The 15,725-nt window shown below is 57.3% G+C and carries 17 protein-coding genes; 10 read left to right on the top strand and 7 right to left on the bottom strand.

The genetic code is table 11. The annotated features are described in order from the left end of the window. Positions 1–10 precede the first annotated feature (10 nt). Positions 11–184 (bottom strand): DUF2934 domain-containing protein, encoded by a 174-nt coding sequence (locus ACVWZ4_RS21425; protein WP_456736447.1) that lies wholly within the window; start codon positions 182–184, stop codon positions 11–13. A 106-nt stretch (positions 185–290) separates the two neighbouring features. Here ACVWZ4_RS21425 and ACVWZ4_RS21420 point away from each other — a divergent pair, with 106 nt between their 5' ends. Beyond that, on the top strand, positions 291–527 hold the full coding sequence (locus tag ACVWZ4_RS21420; RefSeq protein ID WP_456736448.1) for a DUF6894 family protein: 237 nt from the start codon (positions 291–293) through the stop codon (positions 525–527). Positions 528–543: 16 nt separating this feature from the next. Here the strand turns inward: ACVWZ4_RS21420 and ACVWZ4_RS21415 are convergent, their stop codons facing one another. After that, positions 544–747: a Myb-like DNA-binding domain-containing protein gene (locus ACVWZ4_RS21415; protein WP_456736449.1), complete on the bottom strand. Its 204-nt coding sequence runs from the start codon at positions 745–747 to the stop codon at positions 544–546. A 134-nt stretch (positions 748–881) separates the two neighbouring features. On the opposite strand from ACVWZ4_RS21415, the gene ACVWZ4_RS21410 reads away from it, so the two are divergent. The 4 genes from ACVWZ4_RS21410 to ACVWZ4_RS21395 all read left to right on the top strand — a co-directional run bounded on the left by ACVWZ4_RS21410 (position 882) and on the right by ACVWZ4_RS21395 (position 3,924). Next, the gene (locus ACVWZ4_RS21410; RefSeq protein ID WP_456736450.1) at positions 882–1,664 is read left to right on the top strand and encodes an EAL domain-containing protein; all 783 of its coding nucleotides are present in this window, start codon (positions 882–884) and stop codon (positions 1,662–1,664) included. A gap of 255 nt (positions 1,665–1,919) precedes the next feature. Then, positions 1,920–2,261 (top strand): hypothetical protein, encoded by a 342-nt coding sequence (locus ACVWZ4_RS21405; protein WP_456736451.1) that lies wholly within the window; start codon positions 1,920–1,922, stop codon positions 2,259–2,261. A 288-nt stretch (positions 2,262–2,549) separates the two neighbouring features. Then, positions 2,550–2,738, top strand: a complete 189-nt coding sequence (locus ACVWZ4_RS21400) for a hypothetical protein (RefSeq protein ID WP_456736452.1) — start codon at positions 2,550–2,552, stop codon at positions 2,736–2,738. 928 nt (positions 2,739–3,666) lie between these two features. Beyond that, entirely contained in the window at positions 3,667–3,924 is a 258-nt protein-coding gene (locus ACVWZ4_RS21395; RefSeq protein ID WP_456738245.1) for a PilZ domain-containing protein, read from the top strand. 1,410 nt (positions 3,925–5,334) lie between these two features. On the opposite strand, the gene ACVWZ4_RS21390 is transcribed toward ACVWZ4_RS21395, so the two are convergent. After that, the gene (locus tag ACVWZ4_RS21390) at positions 5,335–5,580 is read right to left on the bottom strand and encodes a hypothetical protein (protein WP_456736453.1); all 246 of its coding nucleotides are present in this window, start codon (positions 5,578–5,580) and stop codon (positions 5,335–5,337) included. Between the two features lie 272 nt (positions 5,581–5,852). After that, positions 5,853–6,056: a CsbD family protein gene (locus tag ACVWZ4_RS21385; protein ID WP_035701108.1), complete on the bottom strand. Its 204-nt coding sequence runs from the start codon at positions 6,054–6,056 to the stop codon at positions 5,853–5,855. An 867-nt stretch (positions 6,057–6,923) separates the two neighbouring features. Between ACVWZ4_RS21385 and ACVWZ4_RS21380 the strand changes: the two genes are divergently transcribed. Continuing rightward, positions 6,924–7,100, top strand: a complete 177-nt coding sequence (locus tag ACVWZ4_RS21380) for a hypothetical protein (protein WP_456736454.1) — start codon at positions 6,924–6,926, stop codon at positions 7,098–7,100. A 463-nt stretch (positions 7,101–7,563) separates the two neighbouring features. Here ACVWZ4_RS21380 and ACVWZ4_RS21375 read toward each other — a convergent pair whose 3' ends face one another. The 3 genes from ACVWZ4_RS21375 to ACVWZ4_RS21365 form a co-directional block, all read right to left on the bottom strand. Further along, the gene (locus tag ACVWZ4_RS21375; RefSeq protein WP_456736455.1) at positions 7,564–7,767 is read right to left on the bottom strand and encodes a hypothetical protein; all 204 of its coding nucleotides are present in this window, start codon (positions 7,765–7,767) and stop codon (positions 7,564–7,566) included. Between the two features lie 59 nt (positions 7,768–7,826). Then, positions 7,827–8,015, bottom strand: a complete 189-nt coding sequence (locus ACVWZ4_RS21370; RefSeq protein WP_456736456.1) for a hypothetical protein — start codon at positions 8,013–8,015, stop codon at positions 7,827–7,829. Between the two features lie 654 nt (positions 8,016–8,669). After that, the gene (locus ACVWZ4_RS21365; protein WP_456736457.1) at positions 8,670–8,834 is read right to left on the bottom strand and encodes a hypothetical protein; all 165 of its coding nucleotides are present in this window, start codon (positions 8,832–8,834) and stop codon (positions 8,670–8,672) included. Between the two features lie 369 nt (positions 8,835–9,203). Between ACVWZ4_RS21365 and kaiC the strand changes: the two genes are divergently transcribed. The 4 genes from kaiC to ACVWZ4_RS21345 all read left to right on the top strand — a co-directional run bounded on the left by kaiC (position 9,204) and on the right by ACVWZ4_RS21345 (position 15,559). After that, positions 9,204–10,901 carry a circadian clock protein KaiC gene (gene kaiC / locus ACVWZ4_RS21360; protein WP_456736458.1) on the top strand — a complete coding sequence of 566 codons (1,698 nt, stop codon included), beginning with the start codon at positions 9,204–9,206 and terminating at the stop codon, positions 10,899–10,901. A gap of 3 nt (positions 10,902–10,904) precedes the next feature. Next, the gene (locus ACVWZ4_RS21355) at positions 10,905–11,192 is read left to right on the top strand and encodes a circadian clock KaiB family protein (protein ID WP_453982610.1); all 288 of its coding nucleotides are present in this window, start codon (positions 10,905–10,907) and stop codon (positions 11,190–11,192) included. Further along, complete coding sequence (locus tag ACVWZ4_RS21350; protein WP_456736459.1) at positions 11,192–12,679, top strand: sensor histidine kinase; 1,488 nt, start codon at positions 11,192–11,194, stop codon at positions 12,677–12,679. Before ACVWZ4_RS21355 ends, ACVWZ4_RS21350 begins: the two co-directional genes overlap by 1 nt. A gap of 312 nt (positions 12,680–12,991) precedes the next feature. After that, positions 12,992–15,559 carry a PAS domain-containing protein gene (locus ACVWZ4_RS21345; RefSeq protein WP_456748950.1) on the top strand — a complete coding sequence of 856 codons (2,568 nt, stop codon included), beginning with the start codon at positions 12,992–12,994 and terminating at the stop codon, positions 15,557–15,559. Positions 15,560–15,725: the final 166 nt, after the last annotated feature.

Genomic DNA, 15,725 nt, shown 5'->3' with positions numbered 1-15,725 from the left:
TTCGTAGGACCTAATTAGCCGCGAGGTCCTGCATCCAGATAGGCGCCTCGCCTTGGACCTGCCGCTCTTCGATGAGCTCCTTCTCGGCCATATACCAGAAGTTGTCCATTTGCCCTGCTGGCTGGCCGGCTTTTTCCCAGAGTATATAAGCCCGGGTACGAATGTCTTCCTCGGTCAAGCCCATGGGTTTCCTCATTTCGGTAACAAACGCGGAGCTATAAGGGGCGGTTCCCATCAGTTCTGACGGTGGAGGCGGGGAACGAGGAGTCCATCCGAAGGTTCTCATCGCGATGGACACGTACTATTTCGATCTTCATAGCGGAGACCGCGTCAGGATTGATAACAGCGGGCTTGATCTTGCCAGCAGACGTGAGGCGCGCCGGCTTGCGCTCGAATTTCTTGGTCAGACAATCCTGGATGGCGCGGTAGCCAATGCCGCGTGGTTTTCAAAGATCGAAGTCAGGAACCGAAGCGGGCTTGTCCTGCGGGTGTCCACCGCAGTATTGGTTGACGATTCTGATAGCTAATCGACCGTACGAATTATTAGGTCTCATCCTTGCTGGTCATACTCCTGAGCTTTCTCAGCGCAGCAAAGCGGCTCTCGCAGGAAGCCTGCGTTCTTCCCAGCGCCTTGGCGACAACCGACCAGGGCGATCCTTTTGAGCGCAATTCCCATAGCCTTGCCTCATCCTCGGATGACCAAACTCTCGCCCTGTTCGGCGACGGGGTGCTTTGAGTCAATGGCATGATTCCGGTCCTCAAAGGGGGCAAGCTAAGCCCTGAGCAAATTCCCTACTGTTCACTTCCGCACCCTCCGGCGGATGAGTGGATTCTTAAGGGCTGCAACCTATTGTGGCCGCGCAACAAAGAGGCGGTGGGAAATGGCCGGAAAGTGTGCGGGATGCGGCGATGGTGCGGAGTTGCCCTTCGTGTTCAAGATGGCGTTCCAGCCAATCGTCGATGTTACTCTCAACCGCATCTGGGGTTACGAAGCGCTGGTGCGCGGCCCCCAAGGCGAAGGTGCCTACAGCGTCTTGAGCCAGTTGACAGAAGATCAGCTTTACCGGTTTGATCAGGCGGCTCGCGTCATGGCGATCGAGACGGCCGGCAAGCTGTTCAACGATCCTTCCACGCGGCTTTCCATTAACTTCATGCCTAATGCGGTCTATGAGCCGAGAGCCTGCATACAGAAGTCGCTTGAGGCCGCGCGACGGGCAAACTTCCCGTCGCAAAACCTGATGTTCGAATTCACCGAGAACGAGCGGATGAACAATCCCGCTCACGTGGAGAATATTGTCGCGGCCTACAAGAAGCTCGGGTTCCTGACCGCCCTTGATGATTTTGGAGCGGGGTATGCCGGGCTCAACCTTCTCGCGCGTCTTCAGCCGGACCTGATCAAGATCGACATGGAGCTCCTGAGAGACATCCATCGCAGTCCGTCCCGTCAGGTGATCGTATCAGGCGTGGCCTCCATTGCGCACCAGCTGGGCATTACTGTGCTTGCAGAAGGCGTGGAGAGCGAGGCCGAACTCACTCTGCTCCGCGCGGCCGGCATCACGCTTTTCCAGGGATATTACTTTGCCAGGCCAGCGCTCATGGCTCTGCCTTCAGTAACAAACTTGGACACGAGAACAAGCTTGGACACCAAGCTCGCGGTCGGCTGAGACCCGCGACGGCAAAGCTTGCTGGCGTGCTAACTGCGAACGGGCCGCTATCGACGCTCGACATTCCCGACCAGGCGGCCCTCATGGTCAACTCGTGCCATTCTCCAGAACTCATGCATTCGCGACCGCTCAGAAGGCCAGTAAATTAACGCTCTTTAATGGCCCCTCTCGGTCGAAATTCACAGCATGTTCATCGCCAAGGCTCTAACACCGCTGCTTTCCCCATGAAGGCAGAATCCGGTGACGAGAAAGGCTATGTTTAGTTCGGAATCTCGTTGGTCATGTTGGATCGCTTTTTCAAGCCTGATTGCCCTCTCCGCGAGCTCATTGCAGGCTAGCGCCGATATGGCGGCGGAAGAATGTCTCACAGCGGCCAATAAGCAGTACAAGATGCAGAGCATTGAACTCTCGAAAAAACTTAAAAAACGGTCTCCTTCGGAAACTATTGAAGATGTCCTTGTTCGAAGGCGGCTGGAAGAAGCTTACTGCACCCGTTTCGTGGAATGCATTGAACCATCGCCTGAATGGTCGGGGCCGCGATTTTCACGTTGCCTGGATCTCGAGGCGGAAGAGCGATTAAGGCACGTCACGAAATAGATTTTCGGGCTTCCGTTACAGAGATAGCCGAAAAGCGCTGTCGAGGTCGTCCAGGCCAAGAGCCGCCAGCACACGGTCGAGCTCACGTCTGTTTTTCGCATCTAATAAGCGCGGGCCGCGGCCGTTTCTCTGCTGCGGCCTTGTACTTCAGGTAACCGGCCCGCGTGAAGCGGCGGGCTTTGATTGATTGACAAACCGGGTCCAAGGGATGAACATTCAATTTCATACTGCTGTAGTGCACCTTTGCTCTTATTTTTCTCGGAATAATTTCTTTTCTGCGGAGCCCTCATGACCGACGAGTCAATCGCCCGTCTTCGCGCCTATGACAGCAATATCAGCCGATATCGCCGCCTACTGAAAACTAATCTTTCAGACCTTGAGCGCCAATTTTTGGAACAGCGCCTCAACGAGGAACAGTTAGCAATCGCAAGCCTAACCCATCAGGCTTCTTTGCCGCGTGAGGGCACAGCCGCCTGAGCAAAGTTAATCTAGGACATTCCACATTTGTTAGGGCGCGGGGCGAGTCGAGGGACGGGGATGTCAAGCGGCGCTGCGTTGAGTCTGGTCCGTCGGGCGGTCTCGGTGCATCTCGGCTCTCCAGCCCCCGATGAGCCCTTCCTGCGTGAGCCATGGAACTGAATGCCCATTATAGGCATTTTGGTGCCGCCGAATTTCGTTTGCAATGGGGACAAGGTCGGCGCAGAGTTCTTGCACCGGGGCTGGTTGCATATTTCACTTAGATCGTTTTCACCCGGTTCATTTGACAGTGCGCGGGCCGCAGCGATTGAGTTCGCTGCAGCCTTCGGCGTGCTGACGCCAACCGAGTGGCCTTACTGGTCACTTCTAGTCGAGAAGATTTGGCCGCAGTCGCATTGGAAAGTCAGTAAGTAGCCTTTCGACCTTGGCTCATCCGGGCGCTCCTTTCCGACAAGCTGCATGGTGAGCTGACAAGATGGGCATGGAAGCTCGCTCATCTTCCATCGCTGATCTTCTTGGTCGCGTCTGGCCACGTGAATGTCCCTTGAGGCGGGCGTTCAACACTCTCAGTCACCGATTAAACCGAGGTCCGGGCGGTGATGGTGGCCAAACCCACCGCCTCAACATTGGTTGCTAGCACACTGGCGCTGCGTTGTGTGACGCGGGAGCGATGAAAAGGGAAAGGCTGCAGCGTGGTTCCAGCCCTACCATCCAGGGCAACTTGAATAAGGCTGAGACTCAAATCTCGCCGGTGTTCTTACAGCAGAACACCCCGTTACGAAAATGGCACTATCCTAAGGATTGCACCTAGAGAGCGAACATGGCACGTCTCGGTTTCCAGCCCCCATGCTCCCGGCTGCCGATCCAATTGCGGATTTAGAGCGCTTGGAGTGCTAGGCCCGCCAGTACGACCGGCGGGCCTTTTGCTATCAGCGCTTCAGCCGCGGTCGATGCGCCATCATCTGCTGCCGGTCGCGCTTTCGGTGAGTTCTGCGCCTTTAGTTGCGTCGTCCGTGACCTATCGGATCGGGGTGCCAACTTGGATATACCAAGTCAAATTGGCATACCGCACGAGTTCATGCTGAGCATCCCGACGGCGGAATTGCACCGGCCATGTCGAACGGTGTGGCGCTCGGACAAGCGGATCGGCATCGCCCTTACATCCGGAGAGACAGCGGGGGCGTAAGCATCAATTTGAGCTCTGAGCTGACTACTTACCGTTGGTCAAGCGACATCAGGATCTCGCAACTCGAGCCGCGGATCGTCTGCACACCTGCGGCATGCGCGCGTCAATCATTGTCTTCGGCAGCAACGGGACCGAAATGGCGATCATACGGAGAAAACTGGTAGCACCTCAGTTCGGCGGGAGCTGCGCGGCGTACGACTCCAGATAGCCGCACGTTGAGCAACGATACGTAAGGACCACCAAGGGCGTCCTGCCAAACATGAAGGATTCACGGTACGTCGTCGGCGGCTCCCCTTAAACCACGTCATCTGGCCCCGACCCGGAGTAGGAACGAAACCTGCCTCCATCGAGCCTTGGCATCGGAGACATGACAATGGGTCAGTCATTGTTGACTTCCGTGGTTAGGTGGCGGGCGTCCCCGCACTTCCCGAGAGTATTTGATGCGCTGTATGTACTCCTCGGCCAGCTCAAAGAGACGTTGAGCGACCTTAGGATCACCGATGCGGCATGCCAGCCGGCGGCATTGCTCCACCTTTGCGACCAGAGCGAGTTGCAGTTCCATTCCATCAACGGTCTGTACCATTACTGAGGTACTACATCACCGACGGCCCGAGTGCAGGACCGGAGTAAACCGGGGTAGCGAAGCTCGGAAGGAACCGCGCGGGCGATTACTCAGGAAAAATAGAATACACGTTCGCAGACTTTAGATCAGTGAAACCCGCCGACCCGAGCCGGCGGGTTTATTATGCCCTGCGATATCGCGACAGTTGTCACCCGATCGGCTGGACTGATCTTTATCTCATAGCAGGTGACAAGCGGATACCGCTTCAACCGTCGGGCGGCGCGTCATTAGCCGCAGCCGCAATGCTGTGGATTTGGCGCACCCGATGCCCGAGCGAATCCCCGTCGAATGACTTGAACCCGAATGTTCGTTGGGTGGAGTTGCCTGTGATGACTCGCTGAAATCCAGCCCAGCGTATCGAACAGAGCTATGACCTCGCGATAATCGCTCACTGGCCGATTACCTAACGCATGAGCAAGGTGCAGAAGCCACGATTGATCGGCTCATCCGCATCCTCGATTGCGACTCTTCTAGACGCCAGGTCCTGGTCGATGCTCGTTTGCATCCGCGTCCGAAATCGGACGTTCCAATCTAAAGATGGTCTGCGGCATGAACCGCGGGCTAGGAGGTCCCCCTGAGGCTTTTTTACTCATCTTGCCCCTGAGCGTTAACGCGCCCTGCTTTGGCACAAATGACAAGAGTTGAAATACCATTCCTGCACAACCATGGAACCGTTCTCGCAGGCTCGATGTTGACGTCAATACATATCGGAGGAGAGGACAATGAACGGGCTAATTTACTTGATCGGTTTGATCGTGGTTATCGGCGCAATCCTTTCATTCTTCGGACTACGCTGAGGGCTCGCTTCTTTCGTTGTCCGACAGGGCGCCTGGCGGCGACTTCAGTTGTTCGAGGCCGGCTTCAACCTCCGCCAGATCGCCTTCCACAGTTTCGATGAGCTTTGCCGTGTTCATCCCGGTGACCGACTGGAGATCACGCAGTACCTTCCGCCGCGCGTCCCGCAGCGCCTCCAGTGCGTGCCCATCTTGCATTTTCACGTACCCCGCTACGATCAACCTCATCGCCTCGGACACGTGCGTCTCCAGTCTGAACGAAGAAGCACCGCCAGGGTGCCTTCTGAAGCTGACTGGCGGCAATTTCGTTACGTCACTGTGCTAGCCGCACGCTTAAGTGATGCCTGTCCGGCTTCATGCCAAACACTTCAGCCTGTCCTTCCGTTTTGCCAGCTGATTCCGTAGCTGATACGCTTTCGCTCACATCTCTTCGTCCGTTCGTCTGGTCATGGTCTTTGGGACTCGAATAGCTCGTAAGAAAGAAGGGCCCTGCTTTGGCAGGGCCTTCCTGTTCACCACTTCTGGCGCCCGTACCAGTCGTCAACTTCCTTCTTAGCCTGGTCCTTGGCGTAGCCGTAACGCTGCTGCAAACGACCTTCCAGCTGGTCCTGTTTGCCTGCGATGACATCAAGATCGTCGTCGGTGAGCTTGCCCCATTGCTCTTTGACCTTGCCCTTCATTTCCTTCCAATTGCCCTCAACACGATTCCAATCCATTCGCTACCTCCCTGGTGTGTATTGGCTAGCAACCAAATGGCGCTTGGTTCGTTCCCGGCCCGCTGTGTGGTCGAACGAGTCAACAAGGCCGGGGGCGGTGATCGCGCCGACGCCTGTGGAGGTGGAGATGTGGATTACGGCCCCGCGTGAAGTTGCAATGGCTTCTTACAGGCGCCGGGCGGGAGGAGAGAAACGGGACGCCGGGGCCGCGAGCGCGCCAACTCTATTACACCTAGCGCACCAACCGCCCAACAGGACCAGCGCCGCTGTCGTTCCTAAGCAAACAATAAGCCTTCAGATCGACTGTGCACTTTGGTACTTAGGAACATCGCTGTAGCGCGAGGTGATTCGATGCTGGAAATGATATTGATCATGACGGGTGTCGGTACCGCGACGATGGCGATCATGGTCGCGGGATTAGAGTGGCAAGCGCTCTTCGGCTATTGGCGCTTGCGCGGCAAACATCTGTAATTTTACCGAACGAAATCGAAGCCCGCCACTTAGACCGCGTACCCATTTTGCCGTCAAATCTCGGACGAAGCCGCTTGGCGTTGATGCGCTACCCAAGTGTAGATCAGTGGGCTGAAACTATTCCTATTCCGAGCCGTATCTTATCGGATGGCCGCGACCCGAGACCGCAATCCCGCTGGCGGCCGTCCGGTCCCGTGCGTTCTCGCGTGCGCGCGGGGCCGTTTTGCAGTTCAACCGCGGCTTTTGACCGTTTAGTTCCTAGCGATGCCGCGTGAGAAACGCCAGCGCGGTCTGAACGGAGCACCACTCCGCTGGCAACATGTATGCGGCCCCCCTAGCCCACGAAGTTGTTCCTAAACCGCGGCGAAACCAATCTGCCCCGCAGGCGAAGACAGGTTGCAACAGATTGACGCTGGCGTGACTGTAGGCCACCCCCGGGATCCGGCTGTGGTCGAGCGTGAGCGCACAACGGTGGTGAAGGAAAGGCCCGCGACGGAAAGCACGACCGTCATTAAGAAGGAAGATGCTGATGGGACCCGTGAAAAGACCGTCATCAAGCGGGACAACGAGTAATCCCGGCTTGCCCTGAGGCTTTTCGACTGCTGTATGACTTCGGGACGCCTTGCAGCAGCGTCTCACGGCGGCAAGGAACGAAAATCATCTCAGTCCATTTATCGATGTGAGCGTCGCCTCCAACACGGCGTTCATGGACAAGCCTTCGGCCCCCTTCGCTATGACGGGGGTCTTTCTTTTGGTTCGTGGAGCGAAGCATTTAACTGCTGCTGCTTCTCGCGCAGCTTGTCGAATTTAATCGCAAACCATCTCTTGGGAGATGCTGCTCGTAGTGTTCAGAGCTGAACACTTGGGCTCGCAGCCTCAGTCTATCTTCATGCCATCCGGTTTGGCTTCGCCTCCGCTCCGGACAAAGGCGGCTTCAGTCCGATCCCAACGTAGCTGGAGCCGCCCTCCTTACCGGAACTACGGGCGGCCCGCCTCGCCATCGTGCAGAAGCACCTACGTTTGCCCATCTTTTAGCTTAAGTGCACGAGTTTTTCTGTGCTCGAGCGGCTTCATACGGGCTCGGGTCCGGAAGCCCATAGTCTCTCGCTCGCTTAGCTGCGAGCTTCCGATAGGCCTGCGCCTGCGTAGACAGTTGCTCCTTGAAATCAATATCGCGCTCGCTCGCAGCCAACAGTTCCAGCTGACCGGCCCGCTCCAGATATTCGACCAAGAGCTTCATTCCATCTTCCTAGAGCCAACCGACGTCGTCGCGGCCGCGCTGCGGACTATCGCGGTGCTTTACTGAGTAAGACTGAGTTGACGCTCCAGGTCAATCGCCTGGTCCGCATTAGACGCTCGCTGCAACAACGCCTTGCGCTCATCACAGTCAGAGGTCTTCTCTGCCTTGCGACGCATGTTGGTGGCGAACTGTTGAAGCCTGATCTCTAGCGAGTCGGTTTGTTTGAACCTGTTCCGTTTAAGTTTCATTCTTTCTCCTAATTCGGCGGCTGAAGGCCTCGGGAATTCATCCAATCAGTTATGTGAGCGCCGGTCTCACACTGTCGCGCTTTCCTCAGCACGTGGTCGCGCCTCAGTCCTTCCGGAAGCTCACTGGCCTGTTGGCGCAGCTCAGCCGCCTCCTCGCCGAGACGCCTTTCGAGAGACTGAGATGTTTTGAAATTGCGCCGCTTCTGCATGCGCGCTCCTTTCCATTTCGAGGAAGGCGGGAGCGCTGTGATGGGCGTTCTCATCACCGATGTTTGCCGCGGGCCTTGCGGTGATAGTGGAATAGTACGCCTATACCTCGGCGCCCGATACAATAAAAGTTAGTCTTGGAAGAAGCTCAAGCCACGTTGCTTTTGGGCTGTTTGAGTTGCTTACTCATTTTGCTCTTTAGAGTAAGTGCCGTGTCCATCGCCTTTCGCATTTTGCTTGGACGTGGTGCGACCCTAACCGGTATCGACCTTGCCTATGCAATCAAGTTCATCGAGGCGTATCGTCGGTGGATACACTCCAGACCCCATACAACCGCGCTCACGCCGTCAGGTTGTGTTTTGGAGAACACCACTCGAACAACACACGAACAGCTGTGATAAAAGAGAACGGAGCGATTGGAGCGTGGCTCGTAGTCCGGCTTCTGTACTAGTGTCGTTGCAGAGGCCTCAACCGCTCCAACTGTTCGATTTCTTCGAACATGGCGATCATGTCCGCCAACAATATCTGCGTCATCGGATCGGTGCTTTGGTCCGCAACCTTCCGATAATGCCTTATGCGTTCTCGCAGCATGCGCAGATCATCTTCGTCCATTCAGTCCAGACGCGTTCATAGTCCTTTGGTTGCCGTTCAAAAGTGAACACAAGGCTGAAAAAGCTCGAACTAAAAGCAAGGCACTAGCTCCCGCCCTCGGCGAGCCTTGCAAGCATTGTGTTGATCTCGCAAGGCCTCGGCCTCGGACAAATTCCGCTCGGGGAGATGGCTTAAGCACTACTGGGCCAGCCGGTCCGTCCACGGAATTATCCTCGCAACTCCATAGCTGCGGCAATTTGGAGGTTTATCAGGGCATCTCGTATCTTGAAATTGGTTCCGCCTCGACCGGTGGAATATTCGCACTTTTAGGGCTGGGCAGCTCAGTTCCCACGAATTAGAACTGGCTTGGATAAGTTACGGAACCGGGGCATGACTGAGGGAATATCTAAATCACTCACAGGAATTGACGGCTTTGACGAGTTGACCCTAGGCGGACTTCCTACTGGACGGCCGACGTTGGTCTGCGGTTCGGCCGGCTGCGGCAAGACGCTTTTTGCCTCGACATTTCTCTTCAATGGCGCGCGGCAACACGACGAGCCGGGCGTCTTTGTGACCTTCGAGGAGCGTCCGGTCGATATCGTCGCGAACGTCGATTCGCTCGGTTTTGACCTGCAGAGCCTAATTGACCAATCCAAGATCGTTATCGAGCACATCGCAATCGACCCATCAGAAGTCGCCGAGATCGGCGATTACGATCTCGAAGCCCTCTTTCTGCGCCTCGAGTTCGCTGTGGACCAGATCGGCGCCAAGCGCATCGTGCTTGATACGATCGAGAGCCTGTTCTCGGCCTTCTCAAACCCGGCCATCCTGCGCGCCGAAATCCGCCGCCTGTTCGACTGGCTCAAGCAGAAAGGTCTTACGGCCGTCATCACCGGCGAACGCGGCGACGGCAGCCTGACAAGGCAAGGTCTCGAGGAGTACGTATCCGACTGCGTGATCCTGCTCGATCATCGCGTCGAAAACCAGATCTCGACGCGACGCTTGCGGATCGTCAAATATCGCGGAACGGCACACGGTACAAACGAATATCCGTTCCTGATCGACGAGGATGGTTTCTCGGTCCTGCCGGTCTCCTCGCTCGGTCTCGGCCACCAGGTATTCGACGAGCGTATTTCAACCGGCGTGCCCGACCTCGACGCCATGCTGACCGGCGGCGGCTTTTACCGCGGCAGTAGCATCCTGCTCACCGGCGTTGCCGGCTCCGGCAAAAGCTCCCTCGCCTGCATGATGGCTGACGCTGCCTGCCAGCGCGGCGAGCGCGCGCTCTATCTCTCCTTCGAGGAGTCCGAGGCGCAGACCGTCCGCAACATGAGGTCGATCGGCACCAACCTCGACAAATGGCTGAAGAACGGGCTGATGCGCTATATCGCGACGCGCCCGACATTCTACTCGCTGGAGATGCACCTTGCGATCATGCTGCGCGAGGTCGGCAAGTTCAAACCACAGCTTGTCGTGCTTGATCCAATCTCCGCCTTTACCGGCTCCGCGGACATCAGCGAGGTACAGGCGATGCTGCTGCGCATCGTCGATTTTCTCAAGTCCTACGGTATCACGGCCGTGTTCACCCACCTGGCAAACGTCCAGCAGGCCGAGACCGATGCCGGGCTGTCGTCTCTAATGGACGGCTGGATCCTGCTTCTCAATCGCGAGGCAAACGGCGAGTTCAATCGCGAACTTTACTTGCTGAAGGCGCGAGGCATCTCGCATTCTAATCAGGTACGCGAGTTCGTCATGTCAAACGACGGTATCCACCTGCTTGAACCCTATCTCGGTGAAGGTGGCGCCTTGACCGGGTCGGCCCGGCGCAACGAGGAGGCTCGCGCGCGACGTGCCGAAGTCGGTCGGCTGGCCGAGGTCGCGCGGGTCCAGGACCAGATCAGCCAGCGACGACGACGCGCGCTCGCCCAGATCGAGGCGCTCAGGGCCGATATTGATGCCGACGAGGCCGAGCTCAAACGGATCGTCAAGGCTGAAGATGTTTATCTCAGACAGAGCCGGCAAGACGCCGCCGAAATGGCGCGCGGACGGGGATTGGACCTCCCTGCCGGCAAGACGAAACAGGACTAAGTCATGGTCGCATCAAGCAAAGATCCCGTTAAGCTTGTCCTCTATGTCGCGGGCGAGACACCTAAATCGCTCGCCGCGATCCGTAACCTCGAAAAGATCTGCTCGGAACACCTTGCCGGCAAGTACAAGGTTGAGGTCGTTGATCTCAAGAAGCAGCCGCAGCTCGCCCGCGAACACGGAATTGTCGCGATCCCGACCCTGGTCAAAGAGCTCCCGGTCCCCATCCGCAAGATTATCGGGGACCTTTCCGACACCCAAAAGGTTCTAGTTCATCTGTCGGTTGAGGAATAATGACGGTGGTATCGCTCGTATCTGCGTTGACCCGGGACGAACTCGAGGCTCGGCTTTACGAGGCCGAGGAGACGCTCCGGGCCATACGCGAGGGCGAAATCGACGCCGTCGTCATCAAGGGTGGGCCTACCGAACAGGTCTTCACTCTTGAAGGCGATGGGCAATCCTACCGCACATTCATGGAGGCGATGGACATCGGCGCGGCTGCGTTCGATGCCGAGGGACAATTGCTCTATGCCAATCATTCCCTGTGCGTGTTGCTGGACCGTCCGGCCGGCGCGCTGTCGGGACAAGCACTGCTTGGCATGCTCGACGCCGTCAATCAGACCACGTTCCGCCGCCTTCTAACGCAAGCGTTGAGCGAGCGGCAATCGTCTGAAATCCACGTTCGCGTCGGCGACAGCGATCGCAGCTTCCTTCTCACCGGAGCCCCGATCGATTTTGGCATCGTGAGCGGCGTCGCGATTACCTTTACGGATATCAGTGAGCGTGAACAAATCGCTGCCGCCAAGGAGTCGGAGCGGTTGGCGCGGTCGGTTCTCGCCTCCGCCAACGAGGCCGTCATCGTCTGCGACCGCGCTGGCCGGGTGACTCACATTAATGCGGCCGCCGAACGGATATGCGAGGAGGCTCCAATCGGAAGGCCGTTTGGGGAGGCCATCGAGCTGAGTTTTGCCGATGCATCCGAGTTGATGTCGGGCGCCGACATCGTGGCAATGGCTGCGAGCGGTACGCCCGTGCAGGGGCTCGAAGCCGCCGTGAAGACGTCGACCCGCGACGTCACTGACGTTATGATAAGCGCGGCGCCACTCGTCGTAACCGGCGATCGGACGCAAGGTTGCGTGGTGACGTTGATCAACCTATCGCAACGCAAAGCCGCCGAGCGCCGCCAGGCTCTTCTGATGGGCGAGCTCGACCACCGTGTCAAAAATACGCTCGCCATGGTGCTGGCGATTTCCGCGCGTACCGCATCTCACGAACGCACTATTGAGGACTTTCAGAAATCATTCTCGGGCCGCATCCAGGCGCTGGCCGCCACCCACACGCTGCTGTCCAATGCCTCCTGGGAAAACCTGCAGATCAAGGATGTGCTCCGGGTCGAGCTCGCGCCGTATGCGACGCTTTCCGGCGGACGCATCACGATGGAAGGATTGGACATTTCCATCGATTCCAAGACAGCGGTCTCCCTCGGGCTGGTGTTCCACGAATTGACGACTAACGCGGTGAAATACGGCGCGCTCTCGACCCGATCCGGCAAGCTGTCTGTGCGGCGGATCGGCCTGCTCGATGACGGTGCTCTGCAGATCGAATGGGAGGAGCGCGAGGGCCCCTTGGTGACGCCGCCGACCTCATCCGGCTTCGGCCAGACGCTCATCTCCCGAAGCCTGGGCAGTGGACCGAGCGGAGGGACAAAGCTCGAGTACCGGCCCAGCGGGGTCGTCTGCCAGATCGTAATCCCGAAGTACGGCCATTTCCATTCGCATTAGCGAAAATAGCAATAGCTCTCTGTCTAGGAATTTGATTATCGCTCCCGCTTGTGCCCGGTTACGAGTTGCCCGTAGCGGGAAAGTAGCGCACGAGCAAAGCGACGTGACTGACTTAAAATGTGGGTCAACCTTCTCCGGGATCGCCAGAGCAGGATTACGGCCGAACGATCTCAATCGCGTACCTCCGTTGGCTAATTTTGAGTAATTGCTGCAATGCTGCAATCAAAGACCTCTCGCGTTGCGTATTATTTGGATGCATTCTTCCCGTCATCGTTTTCCGCAACGGGTCAACTTTTGCGACTGTGAGGGCATATGGCCGATTGGATGTCCGGAAGAGCCGACTGGACCGGACAATTCAACTTCCTGAACGGCGGCGGCACCGTCGGGGCGCTTATGCGCTCTCACGACTGGTCGAATTCACCACTTGGTCAACCCGAAGATTGGCCGCAGTCCTTGCGGTCAGTCGTTGGCCTTTTGCTCAATTCCAAATTTCCAATGTTCGTAGCTTGGGGCGAACAGCTAGGATTTCTCTATAACGACGCGTACGCGGAAATACTCGGTGCCAAGCACCCGCGCGCACTTGGCGCGCGCTTCTTCGACATCTGGTCAGAAATCTGGCCTGACATTTCGCCGTTGATCGACGCCGCCATGGCCGGTGAGGCGACATACCGTGAGAACCTGCCCCTGACAATGAACAGGCACGGTCACAACGAGGACACTTGGTTTACCTTTTCTTACTCGCCGGTGCGCGATGAGAGAGGTCACGTCGCAGGGATGTTCTGCGCCGTCGCCGAGACGACGAGCCAGGTCTTGGCAGCGCGGCGGCGGGATGCGCTTTTGCAACTCGATGAGCGTCTTCGCAACGTCGCGGACACCGCAGACATCTCGTTCACTGCGTCTGAACTGCTGGGCAAGGTCTTAGGGGCTTCGCGAGTGGGGTATGGTGCGATTGATCACGAGGCCGGAACTACTTTTGTTGAAAGGAATTGGTTCGCCCCTGGATACGATAATCTTGCCGGACTTCATCATTTTTCAGATTACGGGTCGTATATCGACGACCTACGGCAAGGCCGCGTGGTTACGAACGTTGATGTCGAGAAAGATCCGCGCACTGCCGTGAATGCAGGTGCGTTTCGAGCGCTTGGAATTAGAGCACATCTGGATTTACCCATTACGGAGAATGGGCGAACCGTTGGTCAAATGTTTGTCCATTCGCCGGTACCGCGCGTTTGGAGCGTCGAGGAAGTTACTCTCGTTCGCGACTTTGCAGAGCGCACGCACGCTGCGATAGCCAGACGCGCAGCAGAGCATGAGCTAAGACTGAGCGAGGGCCGCTTACGGCAGTTGAGCGAAACACTGGCAGCTCAGGTTGCGGCCCGTTCGGCGGAGCGCGACCGCCTCTGGAATCTCTCTCAGGACATGCTCGCGCGCGCCGACTACGCCGGCATGATGTCTGCGGTGAGCCCTGCTTGGACGCAAATACTGGGATGGAGCGAAGCGGAGCTCCTTGCACGTGGCTACTCGACTTTCATGCATCCAGATGACCGGCAATCTACGCTGAGAGCGATTGCTCGGATGGCCAAGACACGTCAGCCGAGTCGGTTCGAAAATCGCATCGCGACTGTGCAGGGCGGCTGGAAACATATCGAGTGGACTGTCGCGCCGGAGCCAGACGGTGAAAACTTCATTGCGGTTGGTCGCGATCTCAGTGCCACCAAATCTCGCGAAGCTGAACTCGAAGTTGCGCGAGAAGCACTGCGTCAAAGTCAGAAGATGGAGGCGATGGGGCAGCTCACTGGAGGCGTTGCTCATGATTTTAATAATCTGCTTACGCCGATTGTCGGTGCGCTCGATATGCTGCAGCGCCGCGAGGTCGGTGGTGATCGTGAAAAGCGCCTGATAGCCGGTGCTGCGCAATCGGCGGAGCGAGCGAAGGTCCTTGTCCAGCGGCTACTCGCCTTTGCTCGGCGTCAGCCGCTTCAACCGGTTGCGGTCGACGTGTCCAAGCTGGTTGAAAACATGGCTGAGCTTATGTCGAGCACGACGGGTCCGCAGATCAAAGTTGTAGTCGACGTAGAAGATGACCTGCCGCCAGCCAAGGCGGACCACAACCAGCTAGAAATGGCTCTTCTAAATCTAGCAGTGAATGCTCGCGACGCTATGCCGAATGGAGGCACGCTCCGGATAAGCGCGTCAGTTGAAACCCAATTGGAGGCGGACCGGAGGATATTGCCGGGACAGTACGTTCGAATTTCCGTGGCTGATACTGGGATCGGCATGGACGAGGCAACGCTCGCTCGAGCGGTCGAACCGTTCTTCTCTACCAAGGGCCTAGGGAAGGGCACTGGCTTGGGCCTCAGCATGGTCCACGGTCTAGCTTCCCAGCTCGGCGGTGCATTGATAGTCAACAGCAAGCTGGGTCTCGGTACCAACATCGAGCTTTGGCTGCCTCAAACCGAGCCTACCCCGGACGTACCCAATATCTCACGCGATGTCCACTCAGTGCGAGGCCGCGGTACGGCATTGTTAGTAGATGATGAGGAGTTCGTTCGCTTAAGCACGGCGGATATGCTAGTCGACCTTGGCTATCGCGTCATAGAGGTGACGTCGGCCGAACAGGCACTCGAAGTGGTGCAGGATAAAACTCCGATCGACTTGATAGTGACAGATCATCTCATGTCCGGCATGAGCGGCGCTGAGTTGGCGCGCACGATTCGCGCGATCTCTCCTGATATTCCGGTCTTGATTATTTCAGGTTATTCAGAGGTGGAAGGCATAGCCTCGGACCTGCCTAGGCTGACGAAGCCATTTCGAAAAGACGAACTGATGACCTGCCTTGCAACTCTGAAACCAAGTGCGATCAACGGCGCCAGCGCATAGCGCCAAAGACGCAAACACCTTTTCGAGAAGTACCTTCGCTGCTCGACTACGGCCTTGGCCTTGGTGGAAAGCTTTGGAACGGCTCACGCGACATGACCGCACGTTTCGATATGCGAACGACTTGGATCCTGCCGGTCGTGGCCCCTTGTCGTGGGCCCCGCCTGTT

It is taken from the genome of Bradyrhizobium sp. USDA 4472 (assembly GCF_054058595.1).
The sequence above is the reverse complement of the archived record's forward strand: the minus strand, read 5'-3'. Positions and strand labels throughout refer to the sequence as shown.